This is a genomic window from Acidimicrobiales bacterium, from assembly GCA_035533095.1.
In the GTDB taxonomy this organism is placed as follows: domain Bacteria; phylum Actinomycetota; class Acidimicrobiia; order Acidimicrobiales; family Palsa-688; genus DATLUM01.
The window spans coordinates 1-22,866 of record DATLUM010000094.1; the positions used below are offsets into that span (position 1 = coordinate 1).

Consider the following 22,866-nt stretch of genomic DNA (forward strand, 5'->3'; position numbering starts at 1 on the left):
CAGGTCGACAAACAGACGGTCGTGGCGTCGGTGGGCCTCTGTCCCGACGACCAAGAGGAAGAACGTGGTGCAGAGCGAGACGATTAGAGGTACCACCCAGGGCCCCCGGCTTCCGACCGTCGCCATGTGGAACAACGAGACGACTCCGGTCAACGGGTTGGCTTCGGCTATGAACTTCAACCCACCCAGCACGCTCATCGGGTAGACGATCGGGGTTACGTACATCCATACGAGCAGTGCAGCCAGCACGAGGAACTTGACGTCGCGGAAGTAGACGTTCAGGGCCGACACGCACAGGGAGAGACCCGTCACGAACGCTGCGAGCAGAAGGATGCCCGGTAGAAGCAGCACGAGCTGCGGCTTGTAACCCACGCCGAGCACCGGCATGACCACCAACAGGACGGCGGACGTCACTACGAGCCCCACGACGTTCGAGAGGACGGGAACCACCGCCAGGAGTATCCGCGGAAACCACACCTTCTCGGTCAGCGACGATCCGTCCACGAGGGAAGTGACACCGCTGTTGAGCACGGTCGAGAAGTACGAGTAGGCGATGATCCCACTCATGACGTAGATGCCGAAACCCCGGCCTCCTCCCGTCCTGACCACCCGGGAGAACACGACCGCCATGATCGAGGCCTGCAGAACCGGGACCGCCACCGCCCAAGTCAGACCAAGTGATGCGCGCTTGTACCGCGTGTGGAAGTCCTTTCGGGCGAGGACTATCAGCACATCGAGGTGCCGGTAGACCTCCAACCACCAACTCCGCAGGCTGTCCGGGCGGCTGGTGATCTCGAGAACCGGAACCGACGTCAACTGGCCATCCGGTGTCGCAGCAACCCGCCCGTCCATAAGGACCAAACTATACTTCCCGCCCGCCATGGACCTTTCCCCTCCGATTAGGGACGGCAAGATCGATGAGGCCTATGCCAACCCTCGGGAAGAGGTCACGCTCCTCGTCCCCGAGCAGGCCAAGAGGATCCTTGACGTCGGCTGCAGTGTCGGCATCATGGGCGAGGCGCTCGAGCGAAGCGGGTGTGAGGTCACCGGAATCGAGTCCTTCCCCGCTCTGGCCGAAGGAGCACGCCAACGGCTGTCCCGCGTCATCGAGGAAGACGTCGAAGATCTCGCCCGGCGCAACTCGGATCCCGGAGGGCCGTTCGACTGTGTGATCATGGCCGACGTCCTCGAGCACCTGCGTGATCCCTGGAGCGTGGTTCGGTGGGCGTCGGGACTCGTGGGCGACGGGGGATCCATGGTCATCTCGGTGCCGAACATCCGGCACATCCACCTTTTCTGGTCCATGGCCGTGAGGAGGCGATGGCCCTACCGGGACGTGGGTCTGTTCGACCGAACGCATCTGCGGTGGTTCGCGTTCAACAACCTCGACGAGCTGCTGGTAGGAACCGGCTTCGCGATCGCCGAACTTCGGCGCAGCTACCGTCTCCTTCCCAACCAGAGCAGTTGGGACAGGCTCGCCCCCATGCTGGGCGACCTCGGAACGCTCCAGTTCATCTTCCGGGCCGAGCGCCCCGCGGGGTCTTCGTGAGACCACACGTAGCCGATTTCGTGGTGGAGGCGACAAAGGTCCTGAACATGTCCGGACCCGTCGTGGAGATCGGTGCCCGCCCCGCCGAAGGCCAGGAGAGCTCGATCGAGTTGCGGGAGCTCTTCCCGGCGCAGGAGTTCATAGGTTGCGACATACAGCCCGGGCCGCGAGTGGACCGCATCGAGGATGTCCACGCACTCACCTTCGACGACGGTTCGGTGGGCACGTTGCTGGCGCTCGACACCCTCGAGCACGTCCGCGACCCCATCAGGGCGGTGCAGGAGATGTATCGGGTGCTGCGACCGGACGGCGTTGTACTTCTCAGCTCGGTCATGTTCTTCCCGATCCACGCTCATCCCTGGGACTTCTGGCGATTCACTCCCGAGGGGTTCGCCCAGCTGTTGGCGCCATTCCCCAGTTCTCTCGTCATGACCCTCGGTTGGGACCTGATGCCAGAGACGGTCTTCGGTGTCGGCGTCAAGTCCTGGGACGTCGAGATCACCCCCGAGACGTTCCCGGAGACCGCTGCACGTTCAGCCCACTGGGGTGAGGACCTCCGGATCGACCTCGGACCGATCAGACTCAGCGTGCGCCAGGCCTGGTCGATGACACTGCGAGCGACTGCCGATGCGCTGCAGGATCGTGTGCGACGCTCGTTCACCCAGCGCCGACGCTGATTGAGAGCCCGTCACCGGTCAGGCCCAGGTGGCGATACAGCAACCCAGTCTTCACCCCTGCGGTGCCGGAGCCAATCGGCACCGGGCCGTCAGCGGGCGGTATTCGAAGTCGTCTCGATCCAGAAGAGGCTGCCGCGGGGATTGACTTCTTTGAGGTTCGACCGCCCGAAGAGCGGTTCCAGGAGTTGCGCCACTTCAGGGACGCCTGTGACGTAATAGGTCGGTAACACGACTTCCAACCGGGGTGCATCGGCCAGCAGAAGCGCACCCAAGACGTACTGTTCCGACCACCACATTTCCAAGAAGCCCTGCGGGTAGTCCTCCGGCAGGTAGACGTCATGGATGCCCACCAGTACCCCGTCGGGAAGCGCTGGTAGGACATCGAGAAAGAATGCGACGCAGTCGGAGTTCGGCAGGACTCTGTGGGAACCATCGAAGAAGACGATGTCACCCGGCCCGAGTGCGCCGAAGCAGCGTTCGAGGTCAGCCTGTTCGAGTGGGCTTCGGACGACGTCGTCGCAAAGCCGGTCGATCTCGCTTCTGGGGTGGGGGTCGATCGATGTGATTACCGTAGGGCTCCCACCGTCACGTCGGGCCCGCGCGACGACTTTCGTCGATTGCCCGCTCCCGATTTCGACGTAATGCGCCGGTCGCCGCAATCGTGTGTATGCGTACAGCGACACGGTGTCCAGGCCGATCAGCCAGGGGTTGACCCAGCACGGCTCGAGCGACTCCTCCCCGCTCAGAGGGATACCGGCGAGTTCATCGAAGAACCGGGTGAACAGCCGCAGCTGCTCCGCATAGGCCGGCGTCTTCGATTGGATGAGCGACATCAGTCTGCCATGAGGCGGTCGGCCAAAGCCGTAGCGCGGGCGCAGTTCAGCCGTCGCAGGATGGTCGAGGCGAATTGCATACGGAAAATCGGGCCAGAGACGCCGGGAACTGGCGTCGCCGATCATCACTCCCCAGCGGTCCAATCGGTCCCGAATGCGGTTCGGATTCACGGGCAAGACACTACCGATGGTCCGATCTTGCGCATCGTGGCCTCGTGGTTCCGCCACCCGGTATAACCTCGGCAGGTGCCGGTGAGTCGGCCGCCGACCACCCCGTGGTCCCGCCCCACACATTCGGGCGTTCCCCCGGTGCGCGGCTACGATCCGGGCCAATGGCCACAAAGGACGTAGTAACCGTCGAGCGGACAATCAACGCATCGCCTCAGGCGATCTTCGACCTCCTCTCCGACCCGAACCGACACAGCGAGATCGACGGGTCCGGGACGGTAAAAGGAGCACGGGGCGGATCGCAGAAGCTGGCCTTGGGCAGCCTCTTCGGGATGTCCATGCGGCTGGGCTTCCCCTACGGGACCGAGAACGAGGTCGTCGAGTTCGACGAGCCGCGCCGGATCGCCTGGCAGACCCGGGGGACCGGGATCGTGCGCATGTTCGGCGGAAGGATCTGGCGCTACGAGCTCGAGCCTGTCGAAAGCGGCACCCTCGTCAAGGAGAGCTGGGACATAACCCACGAGAATGCCCTGAGCAAGCCGATGGTCCGCATGGCCGCCGCCACGACGACAAAGAACATGACGGCGACCCTCGAGCGCATCGAGAAGCTGGTCACGGCCTAGACCCGACGCTTACAAGCGTTCGCAGAGCGCCTGTGCCCTATCAGCATCAGGCTTGTGCAGAGGCCTTCGACGATGAGCGATCCGGCGAAGACGGACGGGGACGGGGCCCCAGGCGGCCACGGCTGCCGCGGCTACGAAGAGGCTCACGTAGGAGAGGAGCAACGGCCGGCTACGGGTCGCTACACGAGGAGGGCGACCGGCGCAGGCATCAGCCCTTCGTGGCCGGCCTCACGAGAAGGGCGAGCGTGGGGCAGGCCGCCACGGCGCGGCGCATGTGCTCCTCCAGGTGCGGAGGCACCGGGTCCGGGTCGATGATCGGGTAGCCCCAGTCGTCGAGGCGGATCAGCTCAGGTAGCAGCTCGGCGCAGAGCCCGTGCCGGTCACAGGCGATCGGGTTGACGATGAGCTTCTTGGTGCCGACCCTGGTCCTTACCGCCACGACGTCGCCCCCGGCGCAGGAACGGGTACAGGAGCCGGCGGAAGGCCGCACGACCGCCGCTTGCGATGGACCGCGATGTCGTCGGCGAAGACGGTCAGTGCAGAGCGGATCATCCGGACCGTGCCGTCGGGATGGTGGCACGCCCCGCGTCCCGGAAGCATGTCGAGCCACCTTCGCAGCTGGGCCTCCCAGCGCCCGCGAGGATCCCCTGCAGCGAGGGCGTCCAACGCGTCGGCCACCGCCGGCAGCCCGTGCAAGCAGGGTCCACACTGCCCGGCGCTTTGTGAAGCCATCCAACCAGCGATCCGCGCCGTCGTGGCGAGACCGCAGTACTGACTCCCATGGACGAATAGGGACCCACACCCGAGAGAAGCGCTCGCTGCGGCGAACGAAGCCCGATCGACGGTAAGCGAGCGAGCTCGAGCGACCGGCAGCCATGTCCCCGCGAAGGCGCCCGACAGAACCGCGTGCGCCGACGGGCCCACGCCCGCCGAACGAAGAGCGGTCTCGACCGACGATCCGAGCGCGAACTCGTAGACGCCCGCGCGCTCCACGTCGCCCAGGATCGTGACGAGCGCGCTGCCGGGGTCCTCAGCCGTTCCGAGGGAACGGAACCACCCGGCTCCGAACCGGGCTATCAACGCCACGTTCGCGAGGGTTTCCACGTTGTTGACCAGGGTCGCCCTGCCCCCGACCCCACGCTCGAAGGGGCGCGGCGGCACGAACGTGGGTTTCGCCTCGCCACCGTTGAGCCAGTGGACGAGAGCAGACTCCTCGCCTGCGACATAGCGCCGCGGTACTTCCTCGAGCCGGATGTCGACGGCGTCGGCTTCCACCGAGCGCCGCTCCGCCAGAGCTGCGCTAAGCGCCCTCGCGGCAGCCGAACCGCCGCGCTCGACACACACCACCGCCTGATCCGCACCCACGGTCTCAGCCGCGATGCTCACCCCGTCCAACACGAGGTGTGGCGCCGACGCGAGAAGCGTCTTGTCCTTGTGGCTCAGGGGCTCGGCCTCGGTGCCGTTGGCGACCACGACCGGGCGATTCCCGGCCGCCACCGCGGCGAGCTTCTTGCCCGTCGGAAATGATGCCCCACCCCTCCCGCGCAAGCCTGCTCTGTCGATCTCCTCGATGAGGAGCGGCCCCCCTCCGGGCATCTGACCCCACTGGCGGAAGTGGGCGTCGAAGCCCGGGTCGGCTGCTGTGGCCAAGAGCCGCGGCAGCAGCGTCGCCGGTGGCGCGTCCGGGACGTCCCGCCGAGAGAGCTTTGCCGACCGTGTCATGCGCTCGCCTCAATGGTGCCCGAGATGATGCTGCCGTCCCGGCCGGTCAGTTGGATCGTGACGTTCATAGATCGGCCGCCGCCCGACACGCCGGCGCCGATCGTGTCGCCCTGCAACTGCGTCACCGCACCCTGGTACAGGCCGGGTGAGCCCGAAGGCCCGACTGCGACCTTTCCCGACGTGAGTTGGATGCCCCCGTCGGCCGGCGTCCCTGTGAGAGTGACCGTGAACGTCCCGGCGGAGAAAGTTCCGTCGAAGACCAGGGTGATCTGGCCGCTCGAGTCGGAACCCTCACGCCGCTCGACCGCTCTGAAGCTCGATTGGAACGGGACGGGTAGCGACGGCGCCGTAGCCTGGGATTGGGATGACGCCGCACCCTGGGATGACTGCGACGAAGCCGACGCCACCGACGGGCCGAGCAGTGCAGTTGGGGTTCCCGCACGGCGGGCCCACCCGGGTTGGAGGGGTCCCTGCAGCGTCCAGACCCCGACGATCAAGGGGACGGCCAGGGTGCTACCGGCGGCGACGAGGCGCTTGGTCGCGCCGGCCGGGGTCCGCTCGGCAGCGGTGCGCCACCGCTCCGCCAGTCTCCACCAGATGGCGCCCACGCCGGCGGCCACACAAGCAGCGTTGATAGCGAGCACCCAACCAAGTTTGGTATCGGTACCGGTCCCGAGTCCGTGAACGATTGCCACCGGCCAGCACAGGTACGCGGCCCAGTGGAGCAACCTCCACGCGCGCTGGCCCATTCGCTCGCGGACGAGACTGGTGACGACCAGCGCCACGAGAAGGTCGAGCGAGAGCGCACCGAGGCCGAGCCAAAGCGGCCGGTATTTACCGACGAACGGGATGAACACGCTCGCGATCGAGATCGGCGCGAACGTGTCGAGCACCGCTGTCGCCACGTGGACCCCCAAGAAGACAACGGCCAGCAGGGAGATGTTCTTGTGAAGGGCTGACACCACGAACCGGGGCCAGCCCGGCCGTGCGTACCGAACGACCTGGGTCAGTCCCATGACCATCGTCGCCGTCAGCAGGACGAGGTCCAACAGACCGAAGCCGCGCGTCATGTACCACAACGCCTGGGAGTTGGTGCCGAGCGCGCCCGTCATGGCAGTGCCGCCAGCTGTTCGACGACCGTCTTCTCCTCAGGCCAGCCTGCCACCGTTACCACGCGCCCGGACGTGTCTACGAGACGGGCTGGAAGATCCCGCTCGGTCAGCCAGTCGGGGGCGGCAGCACCGAGGAGGATCGACGCGCAGGAGGCGATGTTGGCGTCGACGCTCGATCCCGCAGCTACCGTGACGGCCCGCCAATGCTCGGCAGCGGGCAGGCTGGTAGCAGGGTCGATCACGTGGTGGACCGGCTCGCCGCCTCGGATCCAGCGCCGGACTGTGGTGCTCGAGGTCGCGAGACCGCCGGCGGCTACCGACACGACGGGACCGACAGCGACCATCGGGTGCTCGTGGTCGTCGGTGATCCGGATGGGCCAGCCACCTTCCGGCGCCGGGCCGGCAACTGCCACATCTCCGCCCAGGCTGACGAGCACCCCGCAGCTGGTAACGGAGGCGGCGCGCTCTGCTGAGCGGTCGGCGCACAGCGCCTTCGCCGTCGCGCCGAGGTCGAGTACCAGTCCCCGTGGGATGGTAACCGTCTGAGAGCGGGGGTCCACTCCGACCGCGGTCCAACCCGGGACCGGTTGGGCCCGCAGCACGAGGGGAGGTCCGTCCGGCTCGACCCGGGCGAAATCCCTGTCGTAGCCGAGCAGCTCCAGCGCCCTACCGACTGTGGGGTCGACCAAGCCGCCGGTGAGGCGCGCCGCGCGGAGTGCGACTTCGATCGCTTCGAAGAGGAGGCTGGACACCGAGAACGGGACTGTGGATCCAGCTGCGGCATTGAGTGCGATGAGCTCGCTGTCCGCACGGAACCGGCTCGCGGCCAGATCCATCGCGGCGATCTCTTGTCGCAGGATCGCAGCGGCTTCGGGCAGCGCGTCACCGTCGGTGACGACCAGTTGGGCTGTGGTCCCGAGTGCGGGGAAGGAAGTCGAATTGGCCATGGTCCCGGTGACGGGAAGGCTCACGAGCCGCCCGAGGAGGCGACCGGCGCGGAGTACGTTGGCTGAGGCGGCTGGGTCGGCGGGCTGACGTTCTGCGTCTGGCTGCCGGAATCGCCCGACGACCCGGCGCTCGGCGGGGTCGTGTCAGAGGATGCAGCGGGTGGCGACACCGTCGAAGCTCGATGGTTGGGCGAATGACCCGGAAGTGCCTTCGCCACCGCTCCAGTGAGGACGCCCCCCGCGATCAGCCCACCGACCGCCAGGTAGCGGGTGGTGCGGCCGATTCTCTCCAGACCCAGGTCTCGTGACGCGCCCGATGGCATACCTATAAGTATTCCTGCCGGCCTATGAGCCCAGCATGAGAGCAAGGCTAAGTTTCGGATAAAACGCCGGGAGCCGTCCGGGCGACGGGAGCGGGAGCGCCCTCGTGGAAGAGGTGCTGCGGCCGGTATTTCGCGGCGGGGCCGAGCATCACCGCCCCCAGGACGGCCCCGGCGACCAGGCTGCCGACGAGGAGCCACTGCCTCGTGCCAGCGCCACCAATCTGCCGGCGGCTACGGCGCAACCAGTCCGCCGGCGCGAGGCGGGCGGTTTCGAGGAGATGCCCGAGGACATGGACAGCGGTAACCGCGAGCCACAGCACGAAACTGGCCTTGTGTATCTGGAGCAGGGTCCCGTGAACCGACTCCGGGGTCAGGACCAGGGCCACTCCAGAGGCGAGCACCGCGATCGTCAGGACCACCACCGCGGGCCCGAGCAGCCTGAGCAACGGCGGCGGCGCCCCTTTCTGCACGTAAGCCGGGGTGCCCGAGTAGTAGCGGGCGAACCTCCAACCCGTCGAGCCCAGCTTCACGATCACCGGCGGGATGAGAAGCATCCCTATGAACACGTGAGCGCTGAGCAGACCGCGGACTTGCAGGATGGTCACGCCCTCCGCTGCCAGGAGCACGAACAGCAGCGCTCCTGCCCCTGCCGTGAGCCTCGAGTTCGCTTCGACAGCTGTCTCGTTAGCGCTCTGCGCGGTCGTAGGCTCGTGCACGTAGCGAAGTTACGGCGCCGTGCCGGCAGCGTCAGGTGCAGGAAGGACACATTTTGCCGTTCCTTAACGTGTGTCTGGCCGCCCCCTTGACCTGGGGGGCCGATACTGCGGGTCTTGGCCGTTAGACCTCGGTCCCGGCGCCACCGGCGGCGCAGATTGCTCATCGCGCCCGTCGCATTCGTCGCGGCGGTGTGTTTGCTGCTCGTGGTTTCACTGGCTGGGGCGCTGGCGACCCCGGGTAACCAGAGTTTCCAGGCCAAGTGGGCGGACTGGTTGCGCGGCCACGATGCCGCGTTCCTGGCCAATTCCCTGGAGACCTACTACTACACCCACAACGCTCCGGCCAAGGGCGGCGTCCCTCGAGGCCTCAACAGCCTTCCGTCTCCCTCGGGCCGCGATCCGATCGCCCCTAAGACCACAGCAGGGAGGCACCACCTTCCGCCCCCTTCACAGGTGCCACTCGTCGTGTCGCCGGCGCTGCCCGGCGAGGGTGTCTGGACCCCGGTCGGCCCGACGGTCGACGGGGCGCCGGCGATGTACGAGGCGCAGTTCCGGGCCGACAACGTGTACACGAGCCAGATCACATCCGCGGTGTGGATCGATCCGACGCTTCTGCGCGTGGCGCTGGTGCCCGGCGCGTACGAGCCGGGAGGGGTGTGGGCGCAGACCCCGTACGTCAACAGCGCGCAGCTTCCCTACGCCGTCGCCGCATTCAACGGCGGGTTCCGGATGCAGGATTCTCGCGGCGGGTTCTACCTCGACGGGCGCGAGGCGGTTCCGCTGCGTAATGGTGCAGCATCGATGGTCATCTACGGCGACGGCCGGATCGACATCGGGTCTTGGGGCAGTGACGTGTCGATGACCCCCGATGTCACGGCGGTCCTCCAGAACGTGGTGCTCCTGGTCGACAACGGACAGCTGGCTCCCGACGCGACATACACCGACCATCGAATCTGGGGCTCCACGCTAGGTGGAAACACGGTCGTGGCACGATCCGGTCTGGGTGTCACCGCCGACGGGGCGCTGGTGTACGTGGCAGGTCGCGCGCTCACAGCCAAGAGCCTCGCCGAGTCGTTGCAGCGAGCGGGGGCGGTGCGGGCGATGACCCTCGACATCAACCCGGAGTGGGTGACGTTCAACTTCTACAGCCACCCCGGCGGGATCGGCTCCTCGACGGTGGTGCCGTCGAAGCTCTACCCCGGCATGCAGCGACCGGCTGACCGCTATCTCGGGCCGACTCGCGAGTCGCGGGACTTCTTCATGGTGTACGTGCCGTAACAGACGGAGCAAGAGCCACTGCTACGGTCACCACCGCGTCGAGGCCGTGCGGATCGGCTGGGAGGAGTTGGACGGTCGCGTCGTTGCGCGAGGCAAGCTGCTCCACGATGGCCAGGCCGAGCCCGCTTCGGCCCCCTCCAGCCCTGCTGCCTCTCCAGAAGCGGTCGAAGGCCCGCGCCCGGTCCGCGTCGGTCATCCCGGGACCCTCGTCGATCACGTGGATACGCACGCGCCCATCGTGTGCCGGGTCGAGGCGGACCGTGATGGTCGTGCCGTCCGGGGTCGCCTCGAGAGCGTTGGCGAGCAGGTTGTCGAGGATCTGATCCAGATCTCCGGGGACAAGGTCGGCTGACACCGGCGGTTGCATATCGCCTGGATCCACCAGCCGGACCCGCTTGTCGTCTGCCAGAGCCGACCAGGCTTCGCAGCGCTCGGCGATGACGGAACGGACGTCCAATCGCTCGCGGCTCGGTTCGTCTCCGCCTGCACGGCTGAGAGTGAGCAGGCCGTCGACGATGCGTGACAGCCGCTGAACCTCACGTCCCGCCGCAGCGATGCCGTCCGCTGCATCGGGCGATGATTCGGCTTCGAGGTTCTCGAGACGCAGGCGCAGCGCGGTCAAGGGCGATCGCAACTGGTGCGAGGCGTCGGCGACGAACCGCGACTGGGCGCTGAGGACCTCGCTGAGCCTGGTCGCCATGTGGTTGAACTCCCGTGCGAGCATCCGGATCTGAGGTGGGCCGCGGTTCTCGGACGCGCGCGCTGCCAGGTCGCCCGCCCCGAGCGCGCCGACCGCCGCTCCGAGCCGCCCGAGGGGCCTGGACAACGACCTCGCAAGGATCATGCCCACGACCCCCGTGACGACGAGCACACCGGCCGCGAACAAGGCCAGACCCAGCCAGATGTCATGGATCCGCTTGTCGGTGGCGGACGCCGGTATCGCCAGCAGCACGGCGCCGGCAGTCGTGCCGTCCGCCGTTAAAGGGGTGGCTGCCGCCGCCCACGGTTGCCCTTCGTCTGTGGAAAAAGAGCTGGCCGCCGTGCCGGCCAGCGCCAAACGGATGAGGTCGTGCCAATCGCTGATTGCGTCGTTGTCCGCGTCCTGGCTCGAGCTGGCGAGAATGGTTGCGTTCTTGCCGACGATCAGGACCTCTCCGCCGGTGCTCGCGCGATAGGTGGTGGCCAGCGTCTGAAGGTCGGTGGTCCGCTCGTGCTCCATGTCCTCGGTGGCGAGACCCGCGATGCCGGCGGCTTCGCGTGCGGCCTGGTTGGCGCTCAGGTCGCGTTCGTGGCGCTGCGCGAGGATGGCTAGAGGGATCTCGAGCATCAGCAGGATGAGAAGTGCCAGCGCGAGGTAGGAGAGGACGAGGCGTCGGGTCATTCGGGTTCCGGCGGCGGTGACGCCACGGTGGTGTCACCGAGGCGCAAGCCAACCCTTCGCACGGTCTCGATCCACTCCGGGTTGCCGAGCTTGCGGCGCAGGGAGGCGACGTGGACGTCGACGGTCTTGGTCGGGCCGTACCAGTGGGGATCCCAGACCTCCTCGAGGATGGTCTGGCGGTTCACAACCGCTCCCGGATCCTCCGCGAGCAGCGCCAGGAGGTCGAACTCCTTGGGGGAGAGCGTGACCTCGTGGCCCGCGACGAAGACCCGCCGGGTCCTGCGGTCCACCGTCAGCTCGCCGATCACTTGGGGCGCGTCGGCCCCCGGCACTTCCCCGACACGACGCATCACCGCCCTTATGCGGGCGACCAGTTCCCTGAAACCGAACGGCTTGACGATGTAGTCGTCGGCCCCGAGCTCCAGACCGACCACCCGGTCGACCTCCGCACCGCGGGCGGTCACTACGAGGATCGGCACGGTCGACTTGGCCCTCAACTGCTGGCAAACCGTATAGCCGTCGATGTCCGGAAGGCCCAGATCGAGGATCACGAGATCGGGTAGCGGCGCGTCCAGCGCCTCCGCCCCGGTGGACACCCGCTCCGCTTGGAACCCCTCCCGGCCCAGGCCTTCCATCAGAGGTTCGGCGATCCCGTCATCGTCTTCGACAACGAGAATGCGCACGCCCCAAGGATTGCACGGCAGTCGTCCACCATGGCGGGCGCGGCATCCACCAATGGTGGCGCCGGCGGACGTAACTTTCGCGCGGGGGTTCCGGGGGAAGGGGGCCGAAGATGTTGGCGAGCGTGGCGGCGGGTCACGTCAAGGCGGGCCGGTGGGTGCTTGCGGTCGCCCCTGTTATCGCGGCGGTACTTTTGATGGTGGTATTCGGGCTTGCGGGCGGCGGTGCCGCGGCGACGCGGCCGGCCACGAACCCGGCGGTCAGCGTGCCCGGTCTTCTCAGGGCCAGCGACGCCGGTGCGGGATGGACCGCCACCCACTCGGGCGCGCTCGTGGCGGAGCCGGCCGGTTGCTTTCATCCCCGCGCCTCGATGATCGCGAGCGGCCCGCGCTCGCTCGTCGGTATCGTGCTCACCGGGCCTGGCGGCCTCCCCCAAGTCGACGAGATCGTTGCGAGGTACGCGACGAGCTCCGAGGCGGCAGCGGGGTACGCGTCGGTCGAGCGCACGCTGGATGGGTGCACGGGATTGGTTCCGGCAGACCTCGCGGTGACCGCCGACAGGTCGGCGGCCGCGCTGGTCACGACGCCATTCGCTTCCGGGACGAATGGCGGATCGGAGACGGCGGGCGTCGACTTCGTCGTGGCGCAGAAGGGGACGGGCGTGGTCTTGCTGGCATACGGCTCCGCCGGAGTGCCCGATGCAGCGGGTGTCAGCCGCCTCGCCGATCGAGCCGTGGAGCGCCTCGGCCCGTAGTATTGAGAGCCGGCCTCACGCGACGGCCGCTCTTTTCCCCCCGAATCCATGACAGCCGCAGCCACCTCACTACCCGCGCCGTCGGTGGAAGCCGCCCGCCGGCGGACCTTCGCCATCATCAGCCACCCGGACGCGGGCAAGACCACGCTCACCGAGAAGTTTCTCCTCTACGCCGGCGCCGTCCAGGAGGCAGGCGCCGTCCGGGCGCGCGCTGGGCGCCGGCGCGCCACATCTGACTGGATGGCGCTCGAACAGGAGCGGGGCATCTCGATCAGCTCCGCTGTCCTGCAGTTTCCGTACCGCGGTTGCACCGTCAACCTGCTCGACACCCCCGGGCACCGCGACTTCTCCGAGGACACGTACCGCGTGCTCACCGCCGCCGACGCCGCCGTCATGGTGCTCGACGTCGCCAAGGGCATCGAGCCGCAGACGCTCAAGCTTTTCGAGGTATGCCACGCGCGCCGTATGCCCGTGCTGACGTTCGTGAACAAGTGCGACCGGCCGGGTCGTGCGCCGCTCGAGCTGCTCGACGAGATCGAGGAGCAGATCGGGCTCGTCGCAACGCCTGTTACTTGGCCGGTCGGCGAACCGGGCGTGTTCCACGGGGTGATCGACCGCCGGGACAACGGATTCGTCGGCTTCTCACGTGCCTCCAAGGGTGGGGCGGAAGCGGCGGAGGAGGTCAGGCTCTCGGCGGACGAGGCGGCCGCGATTTACGGCGACGATTGGCGCCGGGCGGCGGAGGAGTGCGCGCTGCTCGACGAGGTCGGTGCCTCGCTGGATGTCGCAACCTTCCTGGCCGGGGTGACCAGCCCTCTTTTCGTCGGGTCCGCTCTGACCAACTTCGGCGTTCGGCATCTGCTCGACGCGGTCATCGACCTCGCGCCCGGTCCCTCACCGGTAGCGGATTCGTCGGGATCCCTGCATTCGCTCGACGAGCCGTTTTCGGGATTCGTGTTCAAGGTGCAGGCGAACATGAACCCCGCGCACCGCGACCACGTCGCGTTCGTAAGGATCTGCTCAGGGCATTTCGAGCGCGGCATGACCCTGGTGCACGGCCCGACGGGGAGACCGTTCGCGACCAAGTACGCGGCGTCGGTGTTCGGTTCCGAGCGCGACACCATCGACGACGCGTGGCCCGGCGACGTGGTCGGGCTGGTGAACGCTTCGGGGCTCCGTGTCGGCGACAGCCTGTACGAGGGTCCGCCGGTGGAGTTTCCGGCGATCCCGTCATTTCCCCCTGAGCTCATCGCCTCGGCCCACCCGCGTGACCTGTCGCGCAGTAAGCAGTTCAAGCGCGGGTTGGCCCAGTTGGAGCAAGAGGGTGTCGTGCAGCTGCTCCGTCGTTCGGTGGACGACGCGACGCCCGTGCTGGCAGCGGTCGGTGCGATGCAGTTCGAGGTCCTCGCCCACAGGATGGCTCACGAGTTCGGAGCTGCGATCGAGCTGTCCGGCCCCTACGAGCGGACGGTGCGAAGGACTGATGAGGCGACGGCCGCCGAACTGCGGTCGATGTCGGGTGTGGACGTCCTAGTTCGCGGCGACGGCGTGCTTCTGGCGGTGTTCCAGAGCCCCTACTGGCTGGCGCGCGTCGAGTCGGACCACCCGGACTGGACGCTGGAACCCATCGTCACGACCTGACGATCACTCTGCGGTGAGGGTCGGGTCCTTGTTGAGCTCCGCGTGCCCTCTCGCCGCTGAGATGACCGCGGCCGCGATGGCGGCGGCCGCGAGCAGCCAGGCAGCGTCGCTGTAGCCGGCGCCGGCTTGGGCCGCGCTCGGGTGTGAATGCGCGCCGGCGCCGGCGGTGTACGCGAGACCCGCGAGCGCGAGACCGATCGAGGTGCCGAGCCCCCGGGTCATGTTCAGCACGCCGGACGCCATGCCGGACTGGTGGGGCGGGGCGGCGCCCATGATGGCGGCGTTGTTGGGCGGGGTGAAGGTGCCGATGCCCAGGCCCGTGACGGCAAGCAGCGGGAGGAAGGCGGCGAGGTTGTCGTGGAACGCGGCGGTGACGGCGAGGGCCGCCCCGGCGGCGGCCATCCCCCCCGCGGTGAGCGGCCGGGCACCGATCCGGTCGGACCAGCGGCCGGCGATCGGCGCAGCGACGCCTACGCCGAGGGGAAGCAGGAACATCTCCGCGCCCGCGGCGCCCGATCCCTCGTGGTGGGCGATCTCGAGAAGGAACGGCGCGACCGTGAGGGTACCGAAGAGGACCATGTAGGAGAGGAGGCCGGTCGTTATGCCTGCGCTGAAGGCCGGGCGCGCCAGGAGCGTGAGATCGAGCATCGGGTGGCGGGCGCGGCGTTCGCGGGCGACGAAAGCCGCGAGCAGAGCCGTACCGCCGACGAGGCCTGCCAGGATGCCGGGCGAGGACCACCCCGCCTTGTTGCCGTACGAGATGGACAGGATGAGCACCGCGATGGCAGGGACGAATATGGCAAGCCCCATCCAGTCGTGGGCGGCACGCTCCGCGAGGTGACGGCTGCGGGGGATGAGCAACCATGCGAGGACGGTGGCGGCGATTCCGATGGGGACGTTGATGAAGAAGATCAGACGCCACCCGCCCAGGCTGATCAGCAGCCCTCCAATCGCCGGCCCGAGGGCAAGCCCCAGCGCCTGTGCTGCTCCCTGGATCCCGATCGCGCGGCCGAGCTGATTCTTCGGCGCAGCTCCGGCGACGATGGCGACGCTGTTGGCCTGCAGCATGGCTGCCCCCATGCCCTGCACGACGCGAAACGCGACGAGCGCCCCGAGACTCGGCGCCAGGCCGCAGGCGGCCGACCCGACGATGAACACGACGAATCCGTAGGTGTACAGGAGCTTCCGGCCCACCATGTCGGCATAACGACCGACGGCGGTGAGAAACCCGATTAGCACCAGCAGGTACGCCTGGCCGACCCACTGGACCGACGCCAGCGACGCGCCGAACGCGTGGCGCAACGTGGGGAACGCCAGCGTGACCACCGACGCGTCGAGCTGTCCCATGAACGCCCCCACGCAAACGGCGGCGACGACCAGCCAGGGCGCTCTCGGCGAGTTGCGGATCGCCTCAGGCCGGCGAGGCTCGACCAGGAGCCGGCGCCATCCCCGCACCGCGGGGGTATCGGGCGGGTCGGTGGGTTGCAAGCGGGAGCGTTAGGAGAGAGGGCGGACGGCCGAGATAATCCGCTCCGCCAGCGCGACCCATTCGGCCGCGTCCGGGTCGGGTAGTCCGGCCACCGCCAATTGGGTGAAACCGACGCCGAGCGCGAGGCAGAAGCGCGCGAGCACCGCGGGCTCCCAAACCGGGTCGACGTCCCCGTCGTCGCGGGCCCTGTCCATCAACTTGGCGAGCTCCGCCTCCATCGCCGACAGTGCTTCAGCCACCCGGCGACCGACGTCGGGATGCCTCCTCGCGGCCGAGAACATCTCTACGAACAACAGGCGCTCGGTGCTGTCAGGCTCGGCGACCATACGGCGTGCCATCAGCAGCAGCCGGTCCGCCGCGGACGCCCCCGCAGCCCTCGCGGCCTCCATATCCACTACCGCGGCTGACGATCCCCGTTCGATGGTCTTCAGCAGGAGTTCCGCCTTGTCGCGGAAGTTGGCATAGATCGCACCCGTCGTCAGGCTGGCACGGCGGGCGACCTCAGCCACCGTGGTGCCGTCGTAGCCGCGCTCGCAGAACACCTGCGCCGCCGCGTCGAGGAGCCGGTCGCTGGTGGAGAGGTCCGGGAGCGGCTCCACCGCCGTTGCAGGCGCGGTCTGCGCTGGTCCGCTCACGCGCCGATCGTAGCCTTGGGCCCACCGGGGTCCGGGTTGTTCACATTTTCAGAATAGTGGTTATTATCTGAATCGAGACCTGCCGGCTAGCCATCTGGAGGCGTCAATGTCCACGACCGAAGTACCGGGGCGCACCGTTACCGACGCCAACGACGTCGACAACATCATCATCGAGCGCAGCGACGTCGACGAGGTGATCCACACGATCCACCAGGAGCAGGACGTCCTGTTCACCTGGGACTACGAGCGCAGCCGGCCGGCTCTGGTCAAGCTCTACGAGAAGGCAAAGAAGTCGCAGTGGAACGCCTCGACCGACCTGGAGTGGTCGACCGAGGTCGACAACGACAGGCTGGCGGCCGACTTCATGCAGACCATCGCCCGTTTCGACACGATGCACGACGTCTCCGATGCACCCACGGCCAAATGGGGTGACAAGGAATGGACGCAGTTCGCGACAGAGAACCAGACGTGGACGCTGTCGCAGTTCCTCCACGGAGAGCAGGGGGCGCTCATTTGCACCGGGCTGATCACCTCTACGGTGCCGTGGATCGACGCCAAGTACTACGCGGCGACGCAGGTGATGGACGAAGCCCGGCACGTCGAGGTATTCGGTCGTTATGTGGACGAGAAGATGGGCGGGGCGTATCCGGTCAACCCGCAGCTGAAGAGCCTTCTCGACGACATCATCAAGGACAGCCGCTGGGACATCACGTACCTGGGCATGCAGATCATGGTCGAAGGCCTGGCATTGGCGGCGTTCGGTTTCCTGCACATGCTGACCAACGAGCCGCTGCTCAAGAAGTTGCTGCGCTACGTGATGAGCGACGAGGCAAGGCATGTGGCCTTCGGGGTCCTGTCGTTGCAGGAGCTCTACTCGAGCTTGAGCGAGGCCGAGCTTCGGGAGCGCCAGGAGTTCGCCTACGACGCAGCCGTGCGTCTGCGCAACCGGTTCTTCGCACAGGATGTGTGGGAGAAGATGGGCGTGAACCCCAAGGAGGTCGTGCGCTTCTTGCAGACCCACCCGGATCCGATGGAGGAGATGTTCCAGACGATGCTCTTCTCCAAGATCGTGCCGAACGTCAAGAAGCTCGGTCTTCTCGACGCCGGCGACGGTTGGCTGCGCGAGCGGTTCACGGAGCTCGGGATCATCCAGTTCGAGAACAACGTCGACACTTCCGAGGAGTACGACAGCCTCGATGCGGTCGCCGCGGCGGCTGCTGAGTCCGGGCTGGGCGGCGCAGCCGGCTAGCCCGCCGGGTTCCCCGCTGGGTTCACGAGCGCGACGGTGAAGCCGTCGTAGCCCTTCGATCCGACGGTCTGGATGGTGGTGGCCGTGACGCGCCCGTCGGACGAAAGGGCTTCGTGCAGGCGACGGACGCCTTCGACGTTGGGGTCGGTCGTCGACTCGTCGATCAGCTTGCCATCGCGCACCACGTTGTCGACAACGATGATCGATCCCGGGCGGCCGAGCTTCACCGCCCAGTCGAAGTACGCGGGGATGTTCACCTTGTCCGCGTCGATGAAAGTCATGTCGAACGGCCCTTCGGATTGCAGGGCCGGCAGGGTCTCGAGGGCGGGTCCGACACGTACTTCCGCCGCGGCGTCGACTCCGGCGTTGGCCAGGTTCTTGCGCGCGACGTCCGCGTGTTTCGGGTCGATCTCCAGGCTGATGAGCTTGCCGCCGGCGGACGCAGCCGGCAGCGCGCGAGCCAGCCAGATCGTGCTGTACGCGCCGAGAGTGCCGATCTCGAGGACTCTGGTGGCCCCGATCATGCGGGCGAGAATCGCCAAGAGCTTCCCCTGGGCGGCAGAAACCGCGATGGGAGGCATGCCTGCTTCGGCAGTAGCTCGAAGTGCGGCTTCCAGTGCCTCGTCGGGGCGAACCACCGACGCGTTGATGTAGTCGTCGACGGCGGACCATTTATCCAGTGGCACGGGCCTCTTCCTTCCGTATCGCCGGCTTATCCGAGCTCAACTTAGAGAGGTTCGCGCCATTGGTGGAGCAGAACCACGCTGCTCAGCAGCGCTCTGCTACTCAGGCAGTTCTGCGAACCTCTTTAGGTGCCGCTTCGGTTTCGTGCTCGCCCGCGGCGGGAATTGTTACGGCCATGGGTGACAACAAAAAGACCTCTCAACCCAGCGAAGCGACCCGCGAAGCGGAACGCCGGGAAGCCCGCGCCGAGCACACCCCCGACCGGGCGCCTACGGCGGACGAAGAGAAGGTGGCGCCGGGTCGTGCCGACCTGAAAGAAGGCGTGGCGGAGAACTTCGAGGACATGGCCGAGCGGGGAGCCAACGTGAAGGGCGAAGGGGAGGTGCCCTAGCCGGAGCGCTTGACCACCACGTCGTCGCCCACGGCGACGACGCCGGCTTGGACGACCCTCGCGTTGATGCCCCTGAGGCGAAGTTCGCCGCCGGCGCCGGTGTTGACGAAGCGCAGCGCTCCGCCGCCGAATCGCTCCCTGAACTTGGCGCACCCCGTGTGCGGCTTGTCTGTCACCTCGAGGACCGCGCTGCCCAGCGCGAGAAGCGTGCCCGCAGGCAGGTTCTCCTCGCTCAAGTCGAGGTCGGCGTAGATCTGGTCGCCGGCGAGCGCACGCTCCTCCGGCGAATCCGCGAGCAGGCACAGCGACCGCCAGCTGGTGATCGTGACCTGCCCCAGCGGGTTGGCCGACCCGTCAGGAGTGGAGCTGCTCCCACGCTGAAGCCAATTGTCGCCGGCGAGGCCTTCCACCTCGTCCAACCTCCCCTCAGGGAGCAGTTCCCGCTCGTCGACGGCGGGACGGCGGACGATCAGCTCCACGCGGCCGGCATCCGCCGGCGCCTCTCTGATCCAGTCGAGACCAGGGAGGAGCTCTTCAAAGGTGCGCTGGCGCATGCGCCAGTTTCGCCGAAACCGTCAGGTCTCGCCGGTGTTTTTGGGTGGCAGCCTGGTCGGGCGCCGCCCGAAGCCTCGGGCCGGCCCGCAGCCTCGGTCAGCCTCGGGCGCCGGGCCCGCAGCCTCGGTCAGTCTCGGGCGCCGGGCCCGCAGCCTCGGTCAGCCTCGGGCGCCTCCGGGGCAGTGGGTAACCTAAGTGGTCTCTCAGCATATTTAGGCTACCCAGAGCGACTTGTGTGCCTCCCGGGTGGGCTCGGGACGGCGGCCGCCGGCGCCCCCACCAGACGCGCTACCATGGACAACGGCCACCCGGCCGGTCCTTTCGCGCACCATGCACCCGACGGGCAGCGCCGGCGAGTTCCAACAACGAAGAGGTTAGGTTGCCCACAATCGCGCAGCTGGTCCGTAAGGGCCGTGAGCAGAAGACGTCCAAGACCAAGACGCCGGCCCTGAAGGGTGCCCCCCAGCGCCGCGGCGTCTGCACGCGCGTGTACACCACCACTCCCAAGAAGCCGAACTCGGCGCTTCGCAAGGTCGCCCGTGTCCGCCTCACCAGCGGCGTGGAAGTGACCGCCTACATCCCCGGCGTCGGCCACAACCTTCAGGAGCACTCGATCGTCCTCGTCCGCGGGGGCCGCGTGAAGGACCTTCCCGGGGTTCGCTACAAGATCATCAGGGGCACGCTCGACACCTCCGGTGTACGTGACCGCAAGCAGGCCCGTAGCCGCTACGGCGCCAAGAAGGGCTGACAGCGATGCCCAGGAAGGGACCCGCCCCCCGCCGTGACCTGCTTCCCGACCCCATCTACAGGTCGGTTTTGGTCACCCAGGTCGTCAACAAGGTGCTGGAGCGCGGCAAGCGCAGCCTTGCCGAGCGGATCGTCTACGAGGCTCTCGACATCATCAAGGACCGCTCGGACGGCGACACCATCGGCGTGCTAAAGCGGGCCATCGACAACACCAAGCCGCAGCTCGAGGTCAAGAGCCGCCGCGTCGGTGGTGCCACCTACCAGGTTCCTGTCGAGGTCCGGCCCCGCCGTGCGGCCACCCTGTCCATCCGCTGGCTGGTTGGCTACTCCCGCCAGCGTCGCGAGAAGACGATGGCGCAGAAGCTGGCCGCCGAGTTGCTCGACGCGTCCAACGGCGTTGGCGCCGCGGTCAAGCGCCGTGAGGACATGCACAAGATGGCCGAGTCGAACAAGGCCTTCGCCCACTACCGCTGGTAATCCCGCGCCGACCGGCGCTCCCGATGGCGCCGCACCGCCGGCGCCAGTTGCGTCAACCGAACCCCCCACAAGAGAAGCATCGCTATGCCTGAAGCAACCTCAACTCGAACGAAGCCGCTGGCCCAGGTCCGCAACATCGGGATCATGGCCCACATCGACGCGGGCAAGACCACCACGACCGAACGGATCCTCTTCTACACCGGGATCAACTACAAGATCGGTGAGGTCCACGAGGGCGCGGCCACGATGGACTGGATGCCCCAGGAGCAGGAGCGCGGCATCACCATCACGTCGGCTGCCACTACCTGCGAGTGGAACGGCACGCGCATCAACATCATCGACACCCCCGGCCACGTCGACTTCACGGTCGAGGTAGAGCGCAGCCTGCGTGTTCTCGACGGCGCTGTAGCGGTGTTCGACGCGGTCGCCGGAGTGGAACCCCAGACCGAGACGGTCTGGCGCCAGGCCGACAAGTACGGCGTCCCGCGCATGTGTTTCGTCAACAAGATGGACCGCATCGGCGCCGACTTCTACCGCTGCGTCGACATGATCAAGGATCGCCTCGACGCCACCATCGCCGTCGTGCAGCTCCCTATCGGCTCGGAGAGCGAGTTCAAGGGCTGCGTCGACCTGCTCGCCATGAACGCCATGGTGTGGAATGACGAGGCGGCCAAGGGCGAGAAGTTCGACCTGGTAGACATCCCGGCACACATGGTCGACGAGGCCGAGAACTACCGGCACATCCTCATCGACACGCTGTCGAACTTCGACGACACGATCACGGAGAAGTTCCTGGGCGAGGAGGAGATCACCGCGGCGGACCTCGAGAAGGCCCTGCGGGCGGCCACCATCGCCGGACAGGTGGTTCCCGTCCTGTGCGGCAGCGCGTTCAAGAACAAGGGTGTTCAGCCGATGCTGGACGCCGTCGTTGCCTACCTGCCGTCCCCGGTCGACATCCCCCCGACGCAGGGCATGGACGTGAAGGGGGTCGAGGAGCTCGAGCGCAAGGCTGACGACAGCGAGCCGTTCGCCGCCCTCGCGTTCAAGATCATGACCGACCCGCATCTCGGCAAGTTGACGTATGCCCGGGTTTACTCCGGCCACCTGAAGGCGGGTAGCCAGATCGTCAACTCCTCCAAGGACCGCAAGGAGCGGGTCGGGCGCATCCTCCAGATGCACGCCAACCATCGCGAGGACCGCGAGGCGTGCTTCGCCGGTGACATCGTCGCGCTGGTCGGCCTGAAGCAGACAACGACGGGCGACACCCTTTGCGACCCCAACTCACCCATCGTCTTGGAGTCGCTCGACTTCCCCGAGCCGGTGATCCACGTCGCGGTGGAGCCGAAGACCAAGAACGACCAGGACAAGCTCTCCCGCGCGCTGCAGGCTCTTTCCGAGGAGGATCCGACGTTCCAGGTCCACTCGGACGAGGAAACCGGCCAGACCGTCATCGGCGGCATGGGCGAGCTGCATCTCGAGGTGCTCGTCGACCGGATGCTGCGCGAGTTCAAGGTCGATGCCAACGTCGGCAAGCCACAGGTTGCCTACCGGGAGACGATCAAGAACGCCGTCCAGAAGGTCGAGACCCGCTACGTCCGCCAGACCGGCGGCCGCGGCCAGTACGGCCACGTCGTGCTCAACCTGGAGCCGACCGGCCCCGGCGGCGGCTACGAGTTCGTCGACAAGATCACCGGTGGGATCATCCCCAAGGAGTACATCCCGTCGGTCGACGCGGGCATCCAGGACGCCATGAACTCCGGTGTGCTCGCCGGCTACCCAGTCGTCGACATCCGGGCCACCCTGGTGTTCGGGTCCTACCACGATGTCGACTCCTCGGAAATGGCCTTCAAGATCGCCGGCTCGATGTGCTTCAAGGAGGCCTGCCGCAAGGCGCACCCGGTCCTGCTCGAGCCGATCATGTCGGTCGAGGTGGTCACCCCGGAGGATTACATGGGTGACGTCATCGGGAACCTCTCCTCGAGGAGGGGCAAGGTCGAGGGCATGGAGCAGCGGGGCAACTCGCAGGTCGTCCGTGCCCAGGTCCCGCTAGCCGAGATGTTCGGGTACGCTACCGACCTCCGGTCGCGCACCCAGGGGCGGGCGACCTACAGCATGCAGTTCAACTCGTACCAGGAAGTCCCCGAGTCGGTCTCCAAGGAGATCGTCGCCCGGGTCCGGGGCGAATAACGCCGGCTCCCGCCGGCTCCAGGGCTGCCCGGAGCGCGGGCAGCCGG

Annotated in this window: 24 protein-coding genes; 11 read left to right on the plus strand and 13 right to left on the minus strand. The window is 67.4% G+C overall.

The window, feature by feature from the left end:
• Nucleotides 1–852: ABC transporter permease (locus VNF71_11490; protein ID HVA75174.1), on the minus strand; the 852-nt coding region annotated here is incomplete at its 3' end.
• Between the two features lie 28 nt (nt 853–880).
• On the opposite strand from VNF71_11490, the gene VNF71_11495 reads away from it, so the two are divergent.
• Together VNF71_11495 and VNF71_11500 are read left to right on the plus strand one after the other, a co-directional pair.
• Complete coding sequence (locus VNF71_11495; GenBank protein ID HVA75175.1) at nt 881–1,549, plus strand: class I SAM-dependent methyltransferase; 669 nt, start codon at nt 881–883, stop codon at nt 1,547–1,549.
• Nucleotides 1,546–2,226, plus strand: a complete 681-nt coding sequence (locus tag VNF71_11500) for a class I SAM-dependent methyltransferase (protein ID HVA75176.1) — start codon at nt 1,546–1,548, stop codon at nt 2,224–2,226. The genes VNF71_11495 and VNF71_11500 overlap by 4 nt, the downstream gene beginning before the upstream one ends.
• 89 nt (nt 2,227–2,315) lie before the next feature.
• Here the strand turns inward: VNF71_11500 and VNF71_11505 are convergent, their stop codons facing one another.
• Entirely contained in the window at nt 2,316–3,059 is a 744-nt protein-coding gene (locus tag VNF71_11505) for a class I SAM-dependent methyltransferase (GenBank protein ID HVA75177.1), read from the minus strand.
• Nucleotides 3,060–3,391: 332 nt separating this feature from the next.
• On the opposite strand from VNF71_11505, the gene VNF71_11510 reads away from it, so the two are divergent.
• Nucleotides 3,392–3,850, plus strand: coding sequence for an SRPBCC family protein (locus VNF71_11510; GenBank protein ID HVA75178.1), 459 nt, complete (start codon nt 3,392–3,394; stop codon nt 3,848–3,850).
• Nucleotides 3,851–4,058: 208 nt separating this feature from the next.
• On the opposite strand, the gene VNF71_11515 is transcribed toward VNF71_11510, so the two are convergent.
• The 5 genes from VNF71_11515 to VNF71_11535 all read right to left on the minus strand — a co-directional run bounded on the left by VNF71_11515 (nt 4,059) and on the right by VNF71_11535 (nt 8,670).
• Complete coding sequence (locus tag VNF71_11515; GenBank protein ID HVA75179.1) at nt 4,059–4,289, minus strand: ferredoxin; 231 nt, start codon at nt 4,287–4,289, stop codon at nt 4,059–4,061.
• Nucleotides 4,280–5,572, minus strand: a complete 1,293-nt coding sequence (locus VNF71_11520; GenBank protein ID HVA75180.1) for an NADH-ubiquinone oxidoreductase-F iron-sulfur binding region domain-containing protein — start codon at nt 5,570–5,572, stop codon at nt 4,280–4,282. Before VNF71_11520 ends, VNF71_11515 begins: the two co-directional genes overlap by 10 nt.
• On the minus strand, nt 5,569–6,684 hold the full coding sequence (locus tag VNF71_11525; GenBank protein ID HVA75181.1) for a ferric reductase-like transmembrane domain-containing protein: 1,116 nt from the start codon (nt 6,682–6,684) through the stop codon (nt 5,569–5,571). Before VNF71_11525 ends, VNF71_11520 begins: the two co-directional genes overlap by 4 nt.
• Entirely contained in the window at nt 6,681–7,631 is a 951-nt protein-coding gene (locus tag VNF71_11530) for an FAD:protein FMN transferase (GenBank protein ID HVA75182.1), read from the minus strand. The genes VNF71_11525 and VNF71_11530 overlap by 4 nt, the downstream gene beginning before the upstream one ends.
• A gap of 370 nt (nt 7,632–8,001) precedes the next feature.
• Nucleotides 8,002–8,670 (minus strand): hypothetical protein, encoded by a 669-nt coding sequence (locus VNF71_11535; GenBank protein ID HVA75183.1) that lies wholly within the window; start codon nt 8,668–8,670, stop codon nt 8,002–8,004.
• A gap of 114 nt (nt 8,671–8,784) precedes the next feature.
• On the opposite strand from VNF71_11535, the gene VNF71_11540 reads away from it, so the two are divergent.
• Nucleotides 8,785–9,948, plus strand: coding sequence for a phosphodiester glycosidase family protein (locus VNF71_11540; protein HVA75184.1), 1,164 nt, complete (start codon nt 8,785–8,787; stop codon nt 9,946–9,948).
• On the opposite strand, the gene VNF71_11545 is transcribed toward VNF71_11540, so the two are convergent.
• Both VNF71_11545 and VNF71_11550 read right to left on the minus strand, forming a co-directional pair.
• Complete coding sequence (locus VNF71_11545) at nt 9,929–11,329, minus strand: HAMP domain-containing sensor histidine kinase (GenBank protein HVA75185.1); 1,401 nt, start codon at nt 11,327–11,329, stop codon at nt 9,929–9,931. The genes VNF71_11540 and VNF71_11545 overlap by 20 nt on opposite strands.
• On the minus strand, nt 11,326–12,012 hold the full coding sequence (locus VNF71_11550) for a response regulator transcription factor (GenBank protein ID HVA75186.1): 687 nt from the start codon (nt 12,010–12,012) through the stop codon (nt 11,326–11,328). Before VNF71_11550 ends, VNF71_11545 begins: the two co-directional genes overlap by 4 nt.
• A gap of 110 nt (nt 12,013–12,122) precedes the next feature.
• Between VNF71_11550 and VNF71_11555 the strand changes: the two genes are divergently transcribed.
• Both VNF71_11555 and VNF71_11560 read left to right on the plus strand, forming a co-directional pair.
• Complete coding sequence (locus tag VNF71_11555) at nt 12,123–12,764, plus strand: hypothetical protein (GenBank protein ID HVA75187.1); 642 nt, start codon at nt 12,123–12,125, stop codon at nt 12,762–12,764.
• 48 nt (nt 12,765–12,812) lie between these two features.
• Nucleotides 12,813–14,405, plus strand: coding sequence for a peptide chain release factor 3 (locus tag VNF71_11560; protein HVA75188.1), 1,593 nt, complete (start codon nt 12,813–12,815; stop codon nt 14,403–14,405).
• Between the two features lie 3 nt (nt 14,406–14,408).
• On the opposite strand, the gene VNF71_11565 is transcribed toward VNF71_11560, so the two are convergent.
• Both VNF71_11565 and VNF71_11570 read right to left on the minus strand, forming a co-directional pair.
• Nucleotides 14,409–15,893, minus strand: a complete 1,485-nt coding sequence (locus VNF71_11565; protein HVA75189.1) for a DHA2 family efflux MFS transporter permease subunit — start codon at nt 15,891–15,893, stop codon at nt 14,409–14,411.
• A gap of 9 nt (nt 15,894–15,902) precedes the next feature.
• Nucleotides 15,903–16,529 (minus strand): helix-turn-helix domain-containing protein, encoded by a 627-nt coding sequence (locus VNF71_11570; GenBank protein ID HVA75190.1) that lies wholly within the window; start codon nt 16,527–16,529, stop codon nt 15,903–15,905.
• Between the two features lie 106 nt (nt 16,530–16,635).
• On the opposite strand from VNF71_11570, the gene VNF71_11575 reads away from it, so the two are divergent.
• Nucleotides 16,636–17,778, plus strand: coding sequence for a ferritin-like domain-containing protein (locus tag VNF71_11575; protein ID HVA75191.1), 1,143 nt, complete (start codon nt 16,636–16,638; stop codon nt 17,776–17,778).
• Here the strand turns inward: VNF71_11575 and VNF71_11580 are convergent.
• Nucleotides 17,775–18,464: an O-methyltransferase gene (locus tag VNF71_11580; GenBank protein HVA75192.1), complete on the minus strand. Its 690-nt coding sequence runs from the start codon at nt 18,462–18,464 to the stop codon at nt 17,775–17,777. The genes VNF71_11575 and VNF71_11580 overlap by 4 nt on opposite strands.
• Nucleotides 18,465–18,637: 173 nt before the next feature.
• Here VNF71_11580 and VNF71_11585 point away from each other — a divergent pair, with 173 nt between their 5' ends.
• The gene (locus tag VNF71_11585) at nt 18,638–18,853 is read left to right on the plus strand and encodes a hypothetical protein (protein HVA75193.1); all 216 of its coding nucleotides are present in this window, start codon (nt 18,638–18,640) and stop codon (nt 18,851–18,853) included.
• Here the strand turns inward: VNF71_11585 and VNF71_11590 are convergent.
• Entirely contained in the window at nt 18,850–19,407 is a 558-nt protein-coding gene (locus VNF71_11590; protein ID HVA75194.1) for an MOSC domain-containing protein, read from the minus strand. The genes VNF71_11585 and VNF71_11590 overlap by 4 nt on opposite strands.
• 380 nt (nt 19,408–19,787) lie before the next feature.
• On the opposite strand from VNF71_11590, the gene rpsL reads away from it, so the two are divergent.
• From rpsL to fusA, 3 genes are all read left to right on the plus strand, one after another.
• Nucleotides 19,788–20,156, plus strand: a complete 369-nt coding sequence (gene rpsL / locus VNF71_11595; protein ID HVA75195.1) for a 30S ribosomal protein S12 — start codon at nt 19,788–19,790, stop codon at nt 20,154–20,156.
• A 5-nt stretch (nt 20,157–20,161) separates the two neighbouring features.
• Nucleotides 20,162–20,632, plus strand: a complete 471-nt coding sequence (gene rpsG / locus VNF71_11600; GenBank protein ID HVA75196.1) for a 30S ribosomal protein S7 — start codon at nt 20,162–20,164, stop codon at nt 20,630–20,632.
• Nucleotides 20,633–20,716: 84 nt separating this feature from the next.
• Nucleotides 20,717–22,819 (plus strand): elongation factor G, encoded by a 2,103-nt coding sequence (gene fusA / locus VNF71_11605; protein ID HVA75197.1) that lies wholly within the window; start codon nt 20,717–20,719, stop codon nt 22,817–22,819.
• The last annotated feature ends 47 nt before the right edge of the window (nt 22,820–22,866 follow it).

What these genes read in the sequence shown, in the direction of transcription:
- VNF71_11505 (HVA75177.1), bottom strand. Translation starts at nt 3,059, where the DNA reads ATGTCGCTCATCCAATCGAAGACGCCGGCCTATGCGGAGCAGCTGCGG.
- VNF71_11510 (HVA75178.1), top strand. Translation starts at nt 3,392, where the DNA reads ATGGCCACAAAGGACGTAGTAACCGTCGAGCGGACAATCAACGCATCG.
- VNF71_11495 (HVA75175.1), top strand. Translation starts at nt 881, where the DNA reads ATGGACCTTTCCCCTCCGATTAGGGACGGCAAGATCGATGAGGCCTAT.
- VNF71_11555 (HVA75187.1), top strand. Translation starts at nt 12,123, where the DNA reads ATGTTGGCGAGCGTGGCGGCGGGTCACGTCAAGGCGGGCCGGTGGGTG.
- VNF71_11525 (HVA75181.1), bottom strand. Translation starts at nt 6,684, where the DNA reads ATGACGGGCGCGCTCGGCACCAACTCCCAGGCGTTGTGGTACATGACG.
- VNF71_11575 (HVA75191.1), top strand. Translation starts at nt 16,636, where the DNA reads ATGTCCACGACCGAAGTACCGGGGCGCACCGTTACCGACGCCAACGAC.
- VNF71_11520 (HVA75180.1), bottom strand. Translation starts at nt 5,572, where the DNA reads ATGACACGGTCGGCAAAGCTCTCTCGGCGGGACGTCCCGGACGCGCCA.
- fusA (HVA75197.1), top strand. Translation starts at nt 20,717, where the DNA reads ATGCCTGAAGCAACCTCAACTCGAACGAAGCCGCTGGCCCAGGTCCGC.
- VNF71_11545 (HVA75185.1), bottom strand. Translation starts at nt 11,329, where the DNA reads ATGACCCGACGCCTCGTCCTCTCCTACCTCGCGCTGGCACTTCTCATC.
- VNF71_11560 (HVA75188.1), top strand. Translation starts at nt 12,813, where the DNA reads ATGACAGCCGCAGCCACCTCACTACCCGCGCCGTCGGTGGAAGCCGCC.
- VNF71_11585 (HVA75193.1), top strand. Translation starts at nt 18,638, where the DNA reads ATGGGTGACAACAAAAAGACCTCTCAACCCAGCGAAGCGACCCGCGAA.
- VNF71_11530 (HVA75182.1), bottom strand. Translation starts at nt 7,631, where the DNA reads ATGGCCAATTCGACTTCCTTCCCCGCACTCGGGACCACAGCCCAACTG.
- VNF71_11590 (HVA75194.1), bottom strand. Translation starts at nt 19,407, where the DNA reads ATGCGCCAGCGCACCTTTGAAGAGCTCCTCCCTGGTCTCGACTGGATC.
- rpsG (HVA75196.1), top strand. Translation starts at nt 20,162, where the DNA reads ATGCCCAGGAAGGGACCCGCCCCCCGCCGTGACCTGCTTCCCGACCCC.